Genomic DNA, 14637 nt, shown 5'->3' with positions numbered 1-14637 from the left:
CCGGGTCCTGCTGGGTCTATGGCTGGTGTGGATGGGACAGCCGATACGCCGGGTTCTGTCACAAACCCCGCTAATCCAGGCCCTCCGAGCCGACCATGGGCAAATCATGGGCAAACACCTCAAAATCGAGGGTCACACCGCCGTCAGTAATCGCCGCCGCACGGGTGTCATCATCCGGCCACAGATGCGAATACGTCTTCAGAGTTTCGGTGGCATCCTTGTGCCCCAGCCTATGCGCGACAGCAACAGGAGACATGCCACCCGCGATCAACTGCGAGGCGTGATAATGCCGCAGCTGGTGCCAGCCCGTGCCGGCCTCCCCCAGCCCCGGAACCCTGCCCCTCACGGAACGCCAGACCTGGCTGGCTGCCTTCCTCGTCATCGGCTTGCCCGCGGCGTGGAACACCAGCCCGCCCGGCCCCAGCTGCATCCCCTGCAGCGACTTCAGGAGCTGGATTGACTGCTCCCCCACATGGATGCTCCGGCGGCTCTTCGCAGTCTTCGGCGGTCCCCATTCAAGCCTGTTCGATTCTGTACTGATCAGCTGCCGGTCAATCGTGATCATGTTGGTGGCGAAGTCGACCCGATCCCAGGTGAGGCCCCGAAGCTCGGCCGAACGGAACCCTGTTGCAGCACAGAGAACTACGGCCGGCCGATAGGGGACGTAGATCCGCTCGACGAGCATCTGCACAACCTCAGTGCGGAGCGGCACGATGGCGATCCCCTCCACCGTGGGCAGGTTGATGCCAATGCAAGGGCTCTTCGCTATCACCCCGTCAAGGACCGCGGCCTTGAACATCGCGGCCAGGTACGAGTACGTGAGCTTCACAGTGGACGGCGCCAGGGATTCGCTCCACTCCCCCACTGCTTCCTGGACATCTGCCCGGCTGACAGCATCGAGCGCATACCTGCCAAGGGTCGGAACGATATAGAGCCGCAGCTTCCCCTGGATCTGTTCCTTTGACGTCGGCCGCTGGTGCAGGAGGTTCTTCTCCCACGCCGCAGCGTAATCGGACAGAAGGATCTTCTTTCGGCTCGTGACGTAGGTTCCGCGGTTCATCCCTGACACCTGTTCGGCGAGGAACGCCATGGCCGCCGCCTTCGTCGCGAAGCTCTTCCGCTGCTTGTTCTCTCCAAGGGGCTGCCACTCTGCCCGGTACCGCATACCCTTCCCATAGACGGGTGTGCGGGTCTTGTCCTTCCTGACCCAGAGGTCTTCTACCCTCGCCATCAGAGAATCCTGGAGGCGAGCCGGGGTCGGTCGCGGTGGATCCGCCGGCGGAACAACAGGTTGACGGTCTGCGGGTCCCACGCATACGCGGCGGGATGATCCGTGAGGCGGTTCACTTCCTGCCAGTAGTGCACGCCGCCGAGTCCGAATTCTTCGGCGGCTTGGCGTTCCCGGGCTGCGGGGTATTGATAGGTGGTGACGGCGAGTTTGAGGATCCCCTTTTCGCGGTCAGTCAGGGTGTCCATTGATTTCCTTTCGGATGTGGATGAGTTCTTCGAGGGTCAGCGATTTCTCCCAGGCGCGGACGTCGTCGGGCATGACGTGGAGGCGGTGGGCGATGCTGATGAGGTCGTCCGTGATGCGGGCGGCGTCGATGAAGGCGGCCGGCCGGATGAGGTGGCGGGCGGCCCAGACGCTGGCCTGCAGCTCCTGTTTGGCGGAGCGGCCTACGTGCTCGTAGTGGGCGTGGCCGAGTTCGTGCCAGGCGGTCGAGCGGAGCTGGATGGGCCCCAAGTCAGGGTGGAGCCGGATACGGCGGTGGTCGGGGTCCCAGCACCCCCACCAGCCGTGGGGAGGATGCGCGAACGAGACGCGCACTCCCATCTCTTCGGCCTTCAGTTCCCACCCCATGAGGAACGAACCTACAGACCGGCTACGACAATGCCCCTGGAGGGGCTTGGTTCTACTTGCTGGTGCTGACGTCTGAGAGGCGCATCATTTCGCGGGACAGGCTAACCAGGAGCTGCTGGGAGGACTCGGGCAAGGACCGTGCGCCGCCAAGGACGAGAGCGGACGAGTCCGGGGCGCCCATAGGCAGGTCAAGGTCGGCGGCGCAGGCGGCGATGATCTGCTCCACTGTGACGTTCAGACCGCGGGCCAGGCCTTTGAGGGTGGGCGGGTCCGGGAAGACCCGCATCGGGCGGTTGCCGATCTGCTGGATCCGGGAGTGCGTAGGCACCCCGCCGCAGTCGCGTGAAAGTTCGATGTTGTTCCGGTCGCCGCGGTTAGCGTCGAGGAGGAGTCGGAGAGCGCTGGACATTGGGTTTCCTTTAGGCGTCTTCGGGCATCTGGTTGATGCCGATTGCGTTGTCTGCTTCGCGGGCTGCGAGGCGGTAGTTGTCTTGGTCTTCGGGTTGGGCGTTTTCGAGGTCCCGGATGGTCCGGTTTTGTTTGATGAAAACGCGTGCGAGTTCGATCACTATGCGGCGTTGCTCTGCAGTGAGTGTGTCGACGTCTGGAGGTAACTGGTCTGCGAGTCGCGCTTGCGGCAATTCCATCTGAGCGGCCTTCAGGACGGTTTCTAGTGGTAGTCCGGCGAGTTGGGCGAGTGCTTCAAGGGTCTTTCTTCCTGGTCGCGAGGTGTAGGTGCCGGCGAGAATCTTGTCGACTGTCGTGTAGGACAGCGTCAGTCCCGCCTTCTCTGCTATCCGGCCCAGTTGGCGCCCCCCGGCACCGCCGTTGTTGTCTGATGCAGCTTGCGCCACGTCTTTCAACGTCTTGGGTCTTTGTGGCATGGCTCAATCCTCGGGCTAGTTGTACTACTTGTACGAGCGAACAGAACTTTTTCTAATACAAGTAAAACGTCTAGATACCAGCGATCGCGGGAGAAACGAGCCGTAGTCTTGACAAGTGAAAGACAAGTGCGGCAAGCTTCACTTGTCAACCACCACGAAAGGGATGCAAGATGTACACGTACCGCCACGGCGACACACCAAAGACAGACACCAAGAAACGCGCCACACGGCGCCCCAGAACACGACTCCGGGGGGAGGTCATCATGAAGCCCATCAGCACGTCCATCCTCAGGAAGCGTCGCGAACGCGAGGGCTACACCCAGCGGGACCTGGCACACCTCTGCAAATGCACACAGGCAGCCATCTCCGCACTCGAAACCGGCACCATGCCTCAGTGCTCCGAAGACCTGGCAACGCAGATCAGCAAATGGCTGAAGCGCGACGTCGACGAACTCTTCACCAGACACGAAGACACCCGCGTGCCCAGAATGACAAACGCGGCAGGCACCAAACGCCAACCCATCGCCGCATAACCACCAGATAGAGGAAACACCCATGGTCTCAGCCACCCTCACCGCAGCACCCGCCCCGACCCAAACACTCAGGGACCTCATCGAAGACAGTGCCTGTGGCATGGCAAGCGCAGACGAGCTGCACAACGCACTCCTCACCCTCGAAACGACCATGGGCTGGACCCTCACCAAACCAACAGAAACGGAAGGCGCATGACTGCAGCAGCTGTGCTTGAAAAGGACTGGAAGACTTCGGCACTCGACGAGATTGAGGCCCTGGCGAAGACGGGGACCACCTTCACGGCCGACACCCTCCGGGCCCGCGGCATCGTCGAACCCCCGCACCACAACCAGTGGGGCAGCGTTTTCGGGACGGCAAGCCGCCGCGGTCTGATTGCGAAGGCCGACTATTCATCCAGCCGGCGGAAGTCCAGGCATGGCGGGTTCCTCCACGCATGGAGGGGTGTTCCGGATGCCGGCAACTAGCCCCACACTCCCCCGCCTCGCCTACACGGTTCCCGAAGTCGCGGCGATGCTCGCGGAGCCACAAGGCAGCATTAAGAAGCACTGCCAGACGCAGGCGCTCCGCGGCGCCTACAAGACCGGCGGGAAGACCAGCCCCTGGCGGATCCCCCGGAACGCGATCGACTACTACCAGAAGACAAGGAGTAACCAGTGACGAAGGACAAAGCGTTGGCGGAGCTCGAAGCCGCCCACGAGGACGCCGTGAAGGCTGAGCGTGCCGCTGTCGCCGCGCAAGAACGGAAGCGTGCAGCTGTCCGGGCGGCGTTCAACGCCGGGTGCAACGGTCCCGACGTGGCCGGCGTGCTGGGTTCATCCGTGCAGTGGGCGTACAAGGTGAAAGCGATGCCACCTTCAGCTGTCGCGTGAAAAACAACTGCTAGTTGTTTTCTGTGCGAATAGCAGATACATTTGATCCAGCAACAAAAGAGGCCCACGGGCTGCAACCCGCGGACCTCACGCCCACCGAAACCACGAAAAGGACCGCTTCGATGAACAGCACCCAGACTACCAGCCCCTACTGGTTCACCAAAGAACAAGCCGCAAAAGTAGCCCGCGACCTCATCGTCACCCACCACGAAGGGCACGGCCCCGACGACCAGGACGACGAACGCCTCGCCGTCCGAATCGCACACATGATCGGCATCATGCCCAATCTTGCTGCCGTCGAAAACGCCTTGCAGTCGCTCGACGAGCTATCAGCAGTCGAACGCGGCACCCACAACATGCTCGAACCCGACCCGCACGGCATCGACGACAACACCGCCGAAGTCATCGCCTACTTCGAAGCCCAACTCACCGAAGCAATCGAAGACGTCGTCGCCCGCTTCAAAGACCACATGGAGCTGGCCGCGTGAGCCCCCGCCAACTCCGGGTCCGCGCCGGCGTCCGCTTCACAGTCCTCACCGCCACCATCGGCCTCTGGCTGTTCCTGGCCCACGCCATCCCCGCCGTCCTGGTGGTCGGGCTGTGATCTGCTTCTGCCGCGGATACGGCCTCTGCCCCAACTGCGACAAACACACCTGCACAGGCAACTGCCACTGCGACGACATCGACCAGACAAAGGAAACCCGATGACCATCCAATTCACGGACCCGTCCGTCCCGGAAGTAGCGCCGGGCTCGGCTGAGTGGATGACGTACATGACGGCCAGCAAGGTCAGCGCCATCATGAAGCACTCCACCTACGACTCCTACCTCTCCCTCTGGCTCAAGATGGCCGGACAGGTCCCCCGCGAGGAAGACACGGACGTCACCCGCCGCGGGCACTACCTCGAACCCGCCGTCAGGGCGTGGTTCCGCGACCAGCACCCGGACTGGCAGGTCACCGAAACGGGAATGTGGATCCACAAGGACATCCCCTGGGCCGCCTCCACCCCGGACGGGATCATCCACACCCCGGACGGGACGCTGGTGTTCGAGGCGAAATCCTCGACCATCGACGCCGATTGGGGCGAACCCGGAACCGACCAAGTCCCGCCCGGCTACTACGACCAGGCCCAGTGGCAGATGTTCACCACCGGACTCCGCCGCGTGCACCTCGCCGTCATCAAGTCCTTTCTGGACTTCGCCGAATACGTCATCGACTACGACCCCGAATATGTGGCCGTGATGCTGGCCCGGGTCACCGAGTTCATGGATCTCCTCGAACAGGGTCGCCGGCCGAGCCTCGACCCCTTGGACGGGCATGCTGCCACTTACGAGGCGGTGAAGCAGCTCAACCCGGAAATCGAGGACGAAGAGCATGAACTGTCCGACGAAGACGCCACCCGATTCCTGAAAGCCAACACCGCCCGGAAAGCTGCAGAGCTCGTGGAGCAGGGCGCAAAGACGTTCATCGCCGACCAGGCCGGCAACGCCCGCGTAATCCTCTGGAACGGCAAGAAGCTGTTCACCCGCCAATCACGAGGCGGCGGAACCCCGTACCTCGTGGCATCCAAAAACCTCCCCACCATCGAAGAAAGCGAAACCACCCCATGACTTCCACCGCCATCAGCGCCATCGACGTAGCCCGCCAGAACATCGGCGCTTACAAAGGCGAGCTCCTCGCAGCCCTCCCCTCCCATCTGCAGGACAAGGGCGTCGGCTGGCTCACGTCCTCCCTGTCCGCCCTGCGCAAGAACGACTTCCTCCTCAAGTGCGCCAACCAGGACCCGGGATCCCTCATCGTCGCACTGTCCCAAGCTGCCCAGCTGGGACTCATGCCCGGCACCGACGAGTACTACCTCACCCCGAAAGCCGGAAAGGTCCTCGGCGTCGTCGGCTACCAAGGCGAAGTGGAACTCATGTACCGCGCCGGCGCCGTGTCCTCGGTCATCGTGGAGAACGTCTTCGCCAATGACAAATTCTCCTGGAACCCGGGCACCATGACGAAGCCCCTCCACGAGGTCGACTGGTTCGGCGGCGACCGCGGACAGATCATCGGCTCCTACGCCTACGCCATCATGAAAGACGGCGCAGTGTCCAAGGTCGTCGTGGTCGACAAGACCCGAATCGAGCGGGCCAAGTCCGCCAGCGCAAGCGCAGCATCCGGGAAGAACAGCCCGTGGACCACCGACGAGGCCGCGATGGTCCTGAAGACCGCCGCGCACGACCTCGCCAAGTGGGTGCCGACGTCAGCCGAGTACATCCGGGAGCAGGTCCGCGCCGTCCGCGACGTCGCCAACGAACCAGCACCCGCACCAGCGCCCGCCGCGGAACCGCCTGCAGCGCCGGTCGCATCACCGCGACAGCACCACCCGGAACCCGTTGCCGACACACTCACCGGGGAGCTCGTGGACGAAGGCGAACAGAACGCAGCAGACGCCGCCTGGTTCGCTGAGGAAGGCGCCAAGTAATGGCCGGCGAAACCACCATCACAGTCATCGGCAACCTGACCAACGATCCGGAACTCAGATTCACTCCGTCCGGCGCGGCGGTGGCTAACTTCACCATCGCTTCCACGCCTCGCACGTTCGACCGGACCAGCAACGAGTGGAAGGACGGGGAGGCCCTGTTCCTCCGCGCTGCTGTCTGGAAGGACGCGGCGGAAAACGTCGCCGAATCCCTGACCAAGGGCATGCGCGTCATCGTCCAGGGCCGACTCAAAAGCAGGAGCTACGAGACGAAGGAAGGCGAGAAGCGCACCGTCATCGAACTCGAGGTAGACGAGATCGGGCCCAGCCTCAAGTACGCCAACGCCAAGGTCAACCGCACCCAACGCAGCGGCGCCGGCGGTCAGGGCAATGGCCAGGCAACCTCCAGCGGCAACTGGGGCGGCGGCCAGGCCCAACAAGGCAACCCGTGGAGCGGCAATACCACCTCCAACGCCGGCGGCTTCGGCGGCGGAGACACCGAACCACCCTTCTGACAAGCAAAACCATGCGGGCGCCTGAACACATCAGGCGCCCGCAACCATCCCCAAAGGAGAACCCCTTGACCATCACCGACATCACACCCCGAATCGAAGCCCGCGACGGCGTAGCAGTCACCGTCTACACCAAGAACGACTGCTGGGGCTGCACCAAAACCAAGGGCCTCCTCGACCGCGCCGAAATCGAATACACGGCAGTCAACGTCGAAGAGGACGAGCCCGCATTCCACTACGTCACCGACACCCTGGGCTACCGGCAGATGCCCGTCGTAGTCACCTCCACCCCAGAGGGCGAATTCGTGTGGTCCGGCCTGCAGCCCCACAAGATCCGCGAACACATCACCCACCGGGCCGAGGCCGCCGCGTGAACACCATCGCACTCACTCCCCCAAGGCCGCCCCTGAACCTCCCCCGCCGGCAAAGCACCATCGCCCTCTGCGACTCCTGCGACAAACCCCTCAATGGAACCGGCGAATGCGGCGGATGCACACGATGACCGGCCCACTCAAACGCCCACCCACACCAGAACACCTCGCGGCCGCCGCCCAACTCCTCCAAGACGGCGCATCCCAACGCGAAGTACAGCGAACCACCGGCATCGCCCGCGAAACCCTCCGCAAACACTTCCCCAACAAAGGCTGGACCTTCATCGAAGGCGGCCAATTTCGGGCCCTCACCAAACACTCCCAGCTGCAACTAGGACAAACACCATGACCCTGACAATGACCGACATGTTCTGCGGCGCCGGCGGATCCTCAACAGGCGCGACGTCGCTCCCCGGGATCACGGTAAAGACCGCGCTCAACCACTGGGACAAGGCCCTCGCCTCCCACAACGCGAACCACCCGGACACCATCCACGTCCAGGCAGACATCAAGGAAACGGACCCCCGCTACATCGGCCACAGCGACATCCTCTGGGCGTCCCCCGAGTGCACCAACCATTCCGTGGCTAAGGGACGCAAGCGCGTCACCAACCAGGCAGATCTCTTCGGCGACACCATCCCCGACGAAGCGGCCGACCGGTCCCGCGCCACCATGTGGGACGTGCCCCGGTTCGCCGAAGTCCACAAGTACCGGGCCGTCATCACCGAGAACGTCGTTGACGCCGCCAAATGGGTGATGTTCGAAGCGTGGCTGATGGCCATGAAGTCCCTCGGCTACGAGCACCGCATCCAGTACCTGAACAGCATGCACGCCCAACACGGCGGGCTGCCCGCACCGCAATCCCGCGACCGCATGTACGTCCTCTTCTGGCTCAAGGGCAACAAAGCTCCCGACGTCGAGAAGTACTTCCGGCCCAAGGCTTACTGCGCCAGCTGCAACGAAGTCGTGGACGCCATGCAGGTCTTCAAGAAGTCAGAGCAGTGGGGCCGCTACCGGGCCCAGTACAACTACCGCTGCCCCAAGACGTCATGCCGCAACGCCATCGTGGAACCCGGCTGGCTGCCAGCCTCCCACGCGATCGACTGGACCCTCCGCGGCGAACGCATCGGAGACCGGGCCCGGCCGCTCGCACCCAAGACCATGGCACGGATCCTCGCCGGCCTCGCGAAGTACGGCAAGGAGCCCGTATCCATCGACTCCGTCCGCGGCTCCCAGATCATCAGCCCCGTCAATCACGAGACCTTCCAGACGCAAACGACCGCCTACACGCGCTCCCTGCTGGTCCCAGTGGAGGGCCGCCTGGGCAAATCAGCGCAGCTGGTAGATGACGCCATGCGGACCCAGACGACCCGAAACGAAACCGGCCTCCTTGTGCCGGCCGGCGGCACTTGGAACGATGACGCCCGCCCGACGTCGGACCCTATGCGTGCACTGACCACCCGAGATGCCAACGCAGTCGTAACAGCCCCGCGGGACCACATGCTGATGGAGTACTACGGCGCCGGCCAGCTGCACCCGACATCCAAGGCCATCCCCACCATCACGACCGTGGACAGGTTCGCGATGATCACGACGCTCCGCGGTCAGAACGCTCCCAAGGACGTCGGGCAGCCGCTTGACACCTTCGCCGCCAACGGGCTGCACCACGGCCTGGCCGAATGGTCCGTACCGTCAGTGGAGGACTGCGAGTTCCGGATGCTCGAGCCCCACGAGATCAAAGCCGGCATGGCCTTCCCGAAGAAATACATCATGCTCGGCAACAAGCGCGAGCAGGTCAAGATGGCGGGCAACGCCGTCACGCCTCCCGCGGCCAGGGACCTCGTCGCCTGCATGGCCGAAACCCTCCAGGCCTTCTAACCGTGCATCACTCAGAACTTTGCAGGGGAGAAAAGAAGTCTTCCATCGTCCGAGTGGCTGTCGGATTCAACCTCGCGTTCTCGAGAATTTTGGAGACCGCGAGCCGCTCCTCTGAACCAATGCGCATCCAGTATCGGGCAAGGGTGGAAAATGCGCTCGTCGCATCATTCAGCACGTCAAAGGCGGTTTTGTGGGGCTGCTTAGTCAGCTTCGCCTCTAAAACATCCATCGCTAGAGACGCGAGATGGCCTGGCCAGTGGAAAAATTCCTCGCCACCGTCGCTGTCCTTCACTGGAAGCTCCAAGGAGAAGCGAATCCAAGCGGTCATCATCCGCTGCCTCAACACTTGGATGTCTTCGAGCGTTTCATCAGCCCGATCAACCAGCTCTAAAGCACTGCTGATCATGTCCGCCACGGCGGCAATCTGTCTGTTTCGTGAGGATTCCTCGTTCTGCTCCCGTAACTGTCGGAGTGAGGAGTCTTCCTGGGCTTTGAGTGCATCCTCGGCATGCTTCTTCTGCACGACGAGCGCTTCGGCTGCTAACGCCATCTGCGCGGCTATGGCCTTAGCCGAGAGTCGACTTTGGTGCCGGTTGGTCAGGTTCACTACAAGCAGCGCTACGGCCGCCGCGGCTAAAGCTCCGATGGCCGCACCGAACACTCCGCTCCAGAGTTGCAGGAGCCATACTTCATCACTATTCACCTACGGATCTTACCTGCGGCCGTGGGAAGTATCTGTTTAGTCATGCCCTCCGAAGCGAGCAGCAGTCGCACACAGGCGATTGTTGCTCGCTCCGGCTCTACCAGGAAGGAGTGTCGTGGCCAAGGACACCAGGCCATACTTCGTGCTCACTAACGAGTACCCCCGGCACAGGAAGATCAGGGCCCTCACGGACAAGGCGTTCCGGTTGCATGTGGAGCTCATTGCGGACTGCAATGACGCCAGATCCGACGGGAAGTTCTCGAAGCACGAACTGAACAGCAGGGGCCCGAAAGCGGGCAAGGAACTCATCGACGCCGGCCTCGTCACAGCCCTCCAGGACGGTACCTACGAACTCCACGACTACCTCAGTCACCAGCACTCGAAGAAGCAGATCGAGGACTACCAGGCGAACAAATCAGAGGCCGGGGCGAGGGGCGCGCACGTCAAGCATCACGTCAAAAAGGAGGTGAAAGAACCTGGCTGCAGCTTCTGCCAAGAACCCCCAAACGGGTAGCAGCTGCTATAGCAGCTGCTATAGCACCTGCCATAGCAAACCGTTGGCAAACCACTAGCACCATAAACATAACCATTTAACTACTCACCTAAGTGCCTATCTCACCTCTTGCTTCTACTCACTTTTTAAAGAAGTGGGGGTGAAGAAATCAATCAATCGTCCAGTAACTAAACGCGGAAGGACCCGGACACTTGACTGACTCCCAAACCATCACGAAACCCCAAGCCGAAGCACTCGCAAGCATCCTCCACGAACTCCGGCCCGAATGGGGCACACCAGCCCTCGTCACCCTCATCGGCCGAAACCGGGAACACCCCGCCCCATTCCCCGCCCTCACCCAAGCCGCCATCACAGCAGCCACACGCCGCAACCCCGACGGCACACCAACAGCCCGAACCCCCGCAGTCATCTACCAACCCGGCAAACACTGGGACCAACCCATCAACGACGCCGGCACCCGCATCCCACCAGGACCACCATGCGAAGACCACATCGGCCAAGAAGCCCACAACTGCCGCTGCTGCTGGGCAGACATCAAAGCCGGCACCCGACCAGAACAACTGCTCGGCAAACACCACACCGAAACGGAGCCAACACCATGACCATCCAGACCCTCCCCGTAGGGGCGACCACGCACCACACTGAGGCGACCTTGAAGGCGCGTTACGAGGAGGCTTTGGTGGTGTTGGATGCGTGGCGTGTTCGGGCTCGTTTGTCGGGTGGGACGGATCGGAAGGTGGCGGAGTTGGGTGTGGCTGATGCGGAGGCTTGGGTTTTGGTGGCGCGGGCTGATTATCGTGAGGCGCTTGGGAGGTCGTCTGTGCGGGCTGTGGGGCTTCGTGGGGGTCGGGGTGGGGTGTCTGGTCGTTTGGGGTCTTGTTAGGCCGTCAGAAACGATTACAGGTCGCTTATGCTGCGACTAGGAATATCCACCCGGCTACCATCCAGGAGTAATCTCGTGACCATCCTCGCCATTGACCCGGGCAACACCTTCTCCGGCTACGCGATGATCGACCCCGACACGTGCCGGCCCATCGCCGTCGGCAAGATCCCGAACGATGAAGTTTTGGAACTGATCAGGAACACCAGCTATGGCCACCTCAGCATTGAGATGATCGCGTCCTACGGCATGGCTGTGGGCAAGGAAGTCTTCGACACGTGCGTGTGGATTGGACGCTTCAAGCAGCGCCACACGGATCGGGTCGCGGAATTTGCGACCTGCAGCCTGGTCTACCGGCGCGAGGTGAAGCTCCACCACTGCCACAGCTCGAAGGCCAAGGACGCCAACATCACCCAGGCGCTCATCGACCGTTTCGCGTACGGGGAGCCGAACCGGGGCAAGGGCACGAAGGCCGCGCCCGGCTGGTTCTACGGCTTCTCCGCTGACATCTGGCAGGCCTACGCCCTCGCCGTCCAAACAGCAGACACGCGCATTTCCGCGCCTCTATAAACGACTAGCAATCGTTGCTAAAACAACTGATAGTTGCTAGGCTGGGGTGAGACCAACCACCCCGGCCCAGCGGACTGCAATCCCAGCCGAACCACGAAAAGGAAACCCGAAATGGCAACTGAGACTAAGGCTCTCGACCTCACCGTGTACAGGTGCGCTGAGTGCGGAGACACGCGATGCTTCGTCATCGAAGACGACAAGCGCCTCACGGACGCCGAACTCGCTGCCGAGGTGCAAGGAGCGGTGTTCCACGAGGCGGAGTGCGAGGTTCGGGGCCTACGCCTCGGCATGGGCGACCCGGAACACCCAGGCGTAGACCACTGGGTGCACTGGAACCACGAGTTCGGCCGCCGCGCCGGCATCCTGGAGCGTTTCGCCAAGCTCCCTCACTACGACGAGGCCCGCGCATGACCGCAGAGGAGGCGATGGACAGGATCGGGAACGTCCTCGAGGCGCTCTACGCCGGCACCATCACCCACCCGAACGCGATCAACGAGGTAGCCCGGATCCGCGGCGCCTACCTCATCGGAAAGGCCGGACAATGAGCGACGCACGAGACGAACTTCAATCGTTGATCGAGGATGCTGTGGAGAGCGCCATCTACAACAGCGCAGACGCGCCGCCAAGCCTCACAGGGATTGTTGCCAGCCACGCTACTGATGCCGTCCTGGCTGCCGGCTACTCGAAGCCCCGCACGATCAGCACCGTGGAAGAACTCGACGCGCTGCCCGAGGGCTCGATCATCCTTGACGGTGAACCCGATGCCCTACTGAAGACCTCCATGGGCAACTGGCGCTCACTCATGGACCCGGAAAGCTCGTACGGGAGCAAGTACATTATTCTCCCCGCTACGGTCATCCACGAGCCCACCCCATGACCCCCACCGATCTGGCCGCCGAGCAGTACCGTGCCGAGCAGGAAACCCTCCACTACCGGGGACTCACCGCGCAGGCGAAACTCATCGGCCTCACCGCACAAGCCGACACGTACGGCCAACCCGCTTGCAACACCCACCTCATCGCCAAACTCCGGCAAATGAACCCCGAACAGCTCGCCACGATACGCGGGCAAGGCAACGACACACAGACAGGAACAGAATGAGCATCCGAACAGTCCGCTTCCCCGTAGCGAAGCATCAAGCCCGGCGCAAAGGGCCATGCCCTGTATGCGGCAAGACCGTCAATCGGACCCGCGTCTTTGAAAGCACCCAGAACCCATTCAACAAGGACGCGGACGGCAACCCGCTGGACTTTATGAGCGTGATGCTGCAGGCGAGGCTCAAAGCAGAGTTGTGGGAGCCGGACTTCACCCACTCCAAGTGCGCCGAGGCCTCCCTGTGACGGCCCCGGACCCGCGCCTGGACGCGATCAAGGACAGGTGGGCGGGCGTAACTCCTGGCGACTGGATTTACCACGAGAGCCTGTCCATGGTTTACGCCCGGCCAGAGTTCGACCTGCACCGCTTTGACCAGTTGGACACGGACATCTTCAAGGTCAAGGAACGCAAGGAAGACGGTATCGCAGCGGCGGCAGCTAAGGCCGACGTCGCGCATCTCCTGTCCGTGGTGGAAGCGCAGGTCGGGCAGATCGCCAAAGTACGGGAGCTGCACCAGGCAGAGAAACGCTGGCTGCCGTACCGGGATGCGGACCGCTCCTACGACACGGCCGAAGAAGCCTCCAAAGACCTCGGTCATACCTTTACCACCGATCCCTCAAACATGCCGTACTTCGAGGTATGCGCTTACTGCAAGACCGTGGAGGATGGGCCTTGCGATGGGGAATGCACCAAGGAACTCGGCTACCGCGAATCACTCTGGCCCTGCCCGACTATCGCCGCACTCGCCCCGGAAGGATCCGAAGCATGAGCAGCGAGACAAGCCGCGTAGAAGCGGCGGCACGAGCGGCCCATGAGGCGGGCGACTGGGATGTGACCTGGACCGGGGATGACTGGCGGGCCGAAGTGGGAAGGCTCGAAGCCACCGCCGCCCTCGCTGCTTCTGATGCGGACGACCTGGCGAACGGCATACGACGGGTACGGGTGGACGCCATGGAAGCTGTCCAGGAGCAGGTCAACCTGATGTACGCGGCTGCCAAGCAGGGGGAGAGCCTGTTTGGAGAAAACACGGCATCAGACCACCTCCGACACTTTGCGGACAACATCGGCGCTGTTCTTGCTGCTGCGACGGACGGGGTGGACGGATGAGCGGGGAGGGGTCGAGGGCTGTCCGCGGCGAACTGAAGACGCTGAAGAAGAACCTCGACTCTTGGGAATCGGAACAGCACACAACGGTCACCATCCGATTCCTCCGCCAGTGGATAGCACGAGCAGAGTCCGCGAGCCTCAAGAAGCCCACCGCGAAAAGGCCCCCTACCAACCCCGTGTGTGAGGCGGATGAGCGGAACCGGCGGGCACTGTTCGAAATCGGCCGGCAAAGAACCGAAGACGTTGGCCGCACTACGCCGCGGTGGCCACCACCATAACGAGCGCTGCACCGCCACAACACGCCACCCCATAACCGACGGCGCCGCCAAATGCGGGGGCAACGCTGGGACACTAGGGAAACAAATAGGATTGCTGTCGACGCATCCATGAACTCT

The 14637-nt window shown here is 62.5% G+C and carries 27 protein-coding genes; 21 read left to right on the top strand and 6 right to left on the bottom strand.

Annotated elements, in window-relative coordinates:
- Window positions 1-70 precede the first annotated feature (70 nt).
- From QRN07_RS00445 to QRN07_RS00425, 5 genes are read right to left on the bottom strand one after another with little or no spacing between them, the layout of a single operon-like run.
- The gene (locus QRN07_RS00445; RefSeq protein ID WP_285240106.1) at window positions 71-1231 is read right to left on the bottom strand and encodes a tyrosine-type recombinase/integrase; all 1161 of its coding nucleotides are present in this window, start codon (window positions 1229-1231) and stop codon (window positions 71-73) included.
- Window positions 1231-1476: a DUF3263 domain-containing protein gene (locus QRN07_RS00440; RefSeq protein WP_285240105.1), complete on the bottom strand. Its 246-nt coding sequence runs from the start codon at window positions 1474-1476 to the stop codon at window positions 1231-1233. Before QRN07_RS00440 ends, QRN07_RS00445 begins: the two co-directional genes overlap by 1 nt.
- The gene (locus QRN07_RS00435; protein ID WP_285240104.1) at window positions 1460-1861 is read right to left on the bottom strand and encodes an ImmA/IrrE family metallo-endopeptidase; all 402 of its coding nucleotides are present in this window, start codon (window positions 1859-1861) and stop codon (window positions 1460-1462) included. Before QRN07_RS00435 ends, QRN07_RS00440 begins: the two co-directional genes overlap by 17 nt.
- 52 nt (window positions 1862-1913) lie before the next feature.
- Window positions 1914-2270, bottom strand: a complete 357-nt coding sequence (locus tag QRN07_RS00430; RefSeq protein WP_285240103.1) for a hypothetical protein — start codon at window positions 2268-2270, stop codon at window positions 1914-1916.
- 10 nt (window positions 2271-2280) lie between these two features.
- Window positions 2281-2745, bottom strand: a complete 465-nt coding sequence (locus QRN07_RS00425) for a hypothetical protein (protein WP_285240102.1) — start codon at window positions 2743-2745, stop codon at window positions 2281-2283.
- Between the two features lie 263 nt (window positions 2746-3008).
- Between QRN07_RS00425 and QRN07_RS00420 the strand changes: the two genes are divergently transcribed.
- The 11 genes from QRN07_RS00420 (at window position 3009) to QRN07_RS00370 (ending at window position 9373) form a co-directional block, all read left to right on the top strand.
- A complete protein-coding gene (locus QRN07_RS00420; protein WP_285240101.1) occupies window positions 3009-3278 on the top strand; it encodes a helix-turn-helix transcriptional regulator in 270 nt (89 codons plus the stop codon).
- Between the two features lie 22 nt (window positions 3279-3300).
- Window positions 3301-3474, top strand: a complete 174-nt coding sequence (locus QRN07_RS00415; protein WP_285240100.1) for a hypothetical protein — start codon at window positions 3301-3303, stop codon at window positions 3472-3474.
- Window positions 3471-3743: a hypothetical protein gene (locus QRN07_RS00410; protein WP_285240099.1), complete on the top strand. Its 273-nt coding sequence runs from the start codon at window positions 3471-3473 to the stop codon at window positions 3741-3743. The genes QRN07_RS00415 and QRN07_RS00410 overlap by 4 nt, the downstream gene beginning before the upstream one ends.
- Window positions 3730-3936 carry a helix-turn-helix domain-containing protein gene (locus QRN07_RS00405; protein ID WP_285240098.1) on the top strand — a complete coding sequence of 69 codons (207 nt, stop codon included), beginning with the start codon at window positions 3730-3732 and terminating at the stop codon, window positions 3934-3936. Before QRN07_RS00410 ends, QRN07_RS00405 begins: the two co-directional genes overlap by 14 nt.
- The gene (locus QRN07_RS00400) at window positions 3933-4148 is read left to right on the top strand and encodes a hypothetical protein (protein WP_285240097.1); all 216 of its coding nucleotides are present in this window, start codon (window positions 3933-3935) and stop codon (window positions 4146-4148) included. Before QRN07_RS00405 ends, QRN07_RS00400 begins: the two co-directional genes overlap by 4 nt.
- 23 nt (window positions 4149-4171) lie before the next feature.
- Window positions 4172-4636: a hypothetical protein gene (locus QRN07_RS00395; protein WP_285240096.1), complete on the top strand. Its 465-nt coding sequence runs from the start codon at window positions 4172-4174 to the stop codon at window positions 4634-4636.
- A 216-nt stretch (window positions 4637-4852) separates the two neighbouring features.
- The gene (locus tag QRN07_RS00390; RefSeq protein WP_285240095.1) at window positions 4853-5758 is read left to right on the top strand and encodes a YqaJ viral recombinase family protein; all 906 of its coding nucleotides are present in this window, start codon (window positions 4853-4855) and stop codon (window positions 5756-5758) included.
- Window positions 5755-6615 carry a recombinase RecT gene (locus QRN07_RS00385; protein WP_285240094.1) on the top strand — a complete coding sequence of 287 codons (861 nt, stop codon included), beginning with the start codon at window positions 5755-5757 and terminating at the stop codon, window positions 6613-6615. Before QRN07_RS00390 ends, QRN07_RS00385 begins: the two co-directional genes overlap by 4 nt.
- Entirely contained in the window at window positions 6615-7127 is a 513-nt protein-coding gene (locus QRN07_RS00380; RefSeq protein WP_285240093.1) for a single-stranded DNA-binding protein, read from the top strand. Before QRN07_RS00385 ends, QRN07_RS00380 begins: the two co-directional genes overlap by 1 nt.
- A gap of 65 nt (window positions 7128-7192) precedes the next feature.
- Window positions 7193-7498 (top strand): glutaredoxin family protein, encoded by a 306-nt coding sequence (locus QRN07_RS00375; RefSeq protein ID WP_285240092.1) that lies wholly within the window; start codon window positions 7193-7195, stop codon window positions 7496-7498.
- Window positions 7499-7840: 342 nt separating this feature from the next.
- Window positions 7841-9373, top strand: a complete 1533-nt coding sequence (locus QRN07_RS00370) for a DNA cytosine methyltransferase (protein ID WP_285240091.1) — start codon at window positions 7841-7843, stop codon at window positions 9371-9373.
- A 7-nt stretch (window positions 9374-9380) separates the two neighbouring features.
- Here QRN07_RS00370 and QRN07_RS00365 read toward each other — a convergent pair whose 3' ends face one another.
- Entirely contained in the window at window positions 9381-10076 is a 696-nt protein-coding gene (locus QRN07_RS00365) for a hypothetical protein (RefSeq protein ID WP_285240090.1), read from the bottom strand.
- Between the two features lie 115 nt (window positions 10077-10191).
- Here QRN07_RS00365 and QRN07_RS00360 point away from each other — a divergent pair, with 115 nt between their 5' ends.
- The 10 genes from QRN07_RS00360 (at window position 10192) to QRN07_RS00315 (ending at window position 14242) form a co-directional block, all read left to right on the top strand.
- Window positions 10192-10590 carry a hypothetical protein gene (locus QRN07_RS00360; RefSeq protein WP_285240089.1) on the top strand — a complete coding sequence of 133 codons (399 nt, stop codon included), beginning with the start codon at window positions 10192-10194 and terminating at the stop codon, window positions 10588-10590.
- Between the two features lie 191 nt (window positions 10591-10781).
- Window positions 10782-11192, top strand: a complete 411-nt coding sequence (locus QRN07_RS00355) for a hypothetical protein (protein WP_285240088.1) — start codon at window positions 10782-10784, stop codon at window positions 11190-11192.
- A 356-nt stretch (window positions 11193-11548) separates the two neighbouring features.
- Window positions 11549-12040, top strand: coding sequence for a hypothetical protein (locus QRN07_RS00350; RefSeq protein ID WP_285240087.1), 492 nt, complete (start codon window positions 11549-11551; stop codon window positions 12038-12040).
- A 111-nt stretch (window positions 12041-12151) separates the two neighbouring features.
- Complete coding sequence (locus QRN07_RS00345; protein WP_285240086.1) at window positions 12152-12451, top strand: hypothetical protein; 300 nt, start codon at window positions 12152-12154, stop codon at window positions 12449-12451.
- The gene (locus QRN07_RS00340) at window positions 12448-12585 is read left to right on the top strand and encodes a hypothetical protein (RefSeq protein ID WP_285240085.1); all 138 of its coding nucleotides are present in this window, start codon (window positions 12448-12450) and stop codon (window positions 12583-12585) included. Before QRN07_RS00345 ends, QRN07_RS00340 begins: the two co-directional genes overlap by 4 nt.
- Window positions 12582-12917 carry a hypothetical protein gene (locus QRN07_RS00335; protein WP_285240084.1) on the top strand — a complete coding sequence of 112 codons (336 nt, stop codon included), beginning with the start codon at window positions 12582-12584 and terminating at the stop codon, window positions 12915-12917. Before QRN07_RS00340 ends, QRN07_RS00335 begins: the two co-directional genes overlap by 4 nt.
- The gene (locus QRN07_RS00330; protein WP_285240083.1) at window positions 12914-13141 is read left to right on the top strand and encodes a hypothetical protein; all 228 of its coding nucleotides are present in this window, start codon (window positions 12914-12916) and stop codon (window positions 13139-13141) included. Before QRN07_RS00335 ends, QRN07_RS00330 begins: the two co-directional genes overlap by 4 nt.
- The gene (locus tag QRN07_RS00325; RefSeq protein ID WP_285240082.1) at window positions 13138-13380 is read left to right on the top strand and encodes a hypothetical protein; all 243 of its coding nucleotides are present in this window, start codon (window positions 13138-13140) and stop codon (window positions 13378-13380) included. The genes QRN07_RS00330 and QRN07_RS00325 overlap by 4 nt, the downstream gene beginning before the upstream one ends.
- Window positions 13377-13904, top strand: coding sequence for a hypothetical protein (locus QRN07_RS00320; RefSeq protein WP_285240081.1), 528 nt, complete (start codon window positions 13377-13379; stop codon window positions 13902-13904). Before QRN07_RS00325 ends, QRN07_RS00320 begins: the two co-directional genes overlap by 4 nt.
- A complete protein-coding gene (locus QRN07_RS00315; RefSeq protein ID WP_285240080.1) occupies window positions 13901-14242 on the top strand; it encodes a hypothetical protein in 342 nt (113 codons plus the stop codon). The genes QRN07_RS00320 and QRN07_RS00315 overlap by 4 nt, the downstream gene beginning before the upstream one ends.
- Window positions 14243-14637 lie beyond the last annotated feature (395 nt).

The sequence above is a fragment of the Pseudarthrobacter sp. MEB009 genome (assembly GCF_030208875.1).
Taxonomy (GTDB): Bacteria; Actinomycetota; Actinomycetes; order Actinomycetales; family Micrococcaceae; genus Arthrobacter.
Note: the sequence above shows the minus strand (reverse complement) of the source record. Positions and strands in the feature narration are given on the sequence as shown.

Bases quoted from the DNA above. Each gene is read 5' to 3' on its own strand.
- QRN07_RS00385 (WP_285240094.1), top strand. From the start codon at position 5,755: ATGACTTCCACCGCCATCAGCGCCATCGACGTAGCCCGCCAGAACATC.
- QRN07_RS00390 (WP_285240095.1), top strand. From the start codon at position 4,853: ATGACCATCCAATTCACGGACCCGTCCGTCCCGGAAGTAGCGCCGGGC.
- QRN07_RS00435 (WP_285240104.1), bottom strand. From the start codon at position 1,861: ATGGGGTGGGAACTGAAGGCCGAAGAGATGGGAGTGCGCGTCTCGTTC.
- QRN07_RS00415 (WP_285240100.1), top strand. From the start codon at position 3,301: ATGGTCTCAGCCACCCTCACCGCAGCACCCGCCCCGACCCAAACACTC.
- QRN07_RS00440 (WP_285240105.1), bottom strand. From the start codon at position 1,476: ATGGACACCCTGACTGACCGCGAAAAGGGGATCCTCAAACTCGCCGTC.
- QRN07_RS00340 (WP_285240085.1), top strand. From the start codon at position 12,448: ATGACCGCAGAGGAGGCGATGGACAGGATCGGGAACGTCCTCGAGGCG.
- QRN07_RS00335 (WP_285240084.1), top strand. From the start codon at position 12,582: ATGAGCGACGCACGAGACGAACTTCAATCGTTGATCGAGGATGCTGTG.
- QRN07_RS00370 (WP_285240091.1), top strand. From the start codon at position 7,841: ATGACCCTGACAATGACCGACATGTTCTGCGGCGCCGGCGGATCCTCA.
- QRN07_RS00330 (WP_285240083.1), top strand. From the start codon at position 12,914: ATGACCCCCACCGATCTGGCCGCCGAGCAGTACCGTGCCGAGCAGGAA.
- QRN07_RS00325 (WP_285240082.1), top strand. From the start codon at position 13,138: ATGAGCATCCGAACAGTCCGCTTCCCCGTAGCGAAGCATCAAGCCCGG.
- QRN07_RS00315 (WP_285240080.1), top strand. From the start codon at position 13,901: ATGAGCAGCGAGACAAGCCGCGTAGAAGCGGCGGCACGAGCGGCCCAT.
- QRN07_RS00420 (WP_285240101.1), top strand. From the start codon at position 3,009: ATGAAGCCCATCAGCACGTCCATCCTCAGGAAGCGTCGCGAACGCGAG.
- QRN07_RS00425 (WP_285240102.1), bottom strand. From the start codon at position 2,745: ATGCCACAAAGACCCAAGACGTTGAAAGACGTGGCGCAAGCTGCATCA.
- QRN07_RS00380 (WP_285240093.1), top strand. From the start codon at position 6,615: ATGGCCGGCGAAACCACCATCACAGTCATCGGCAACCTGACCAACGAT.
- QRN07_RS00430 (WP_285240103.1), bottom strand. From the start codon at position 2,270: ATGTCCAGCGCTCTCCGACTCCTCCTCGACGCTAACCGCGGCGACCGG.
- QRN07_RS00445 (WP_285240106.1), bottom strand. From the start codon at position 1,231: ATGGCGAGGGTAGAAGACCTCTGGGTCAGGAAGGACAAGACCCGCACA.
- QRN07_RS00410 (WP_285240099.1), top strand. From the start codon at position 3,471: ATGACTGCAGCAGCTGTGCTTGAAAAGGACTGGAAGACTTCGGCACTC.
- QRN07_RS00405 (WP_285240098.1), top strand. From the start codon at position 3,730: ATGCCGGCAACTAGCCCCACACTCCCCCGCCTCGCCTACACGGTTCCC.
- QRN07_RS00345 (WP_285240086.1), top strand. From the start codon at position 12,152: ATGGCAACTGAGACTAAGGCTCTCGACCTCACCGTGTACAGGTGCGCT.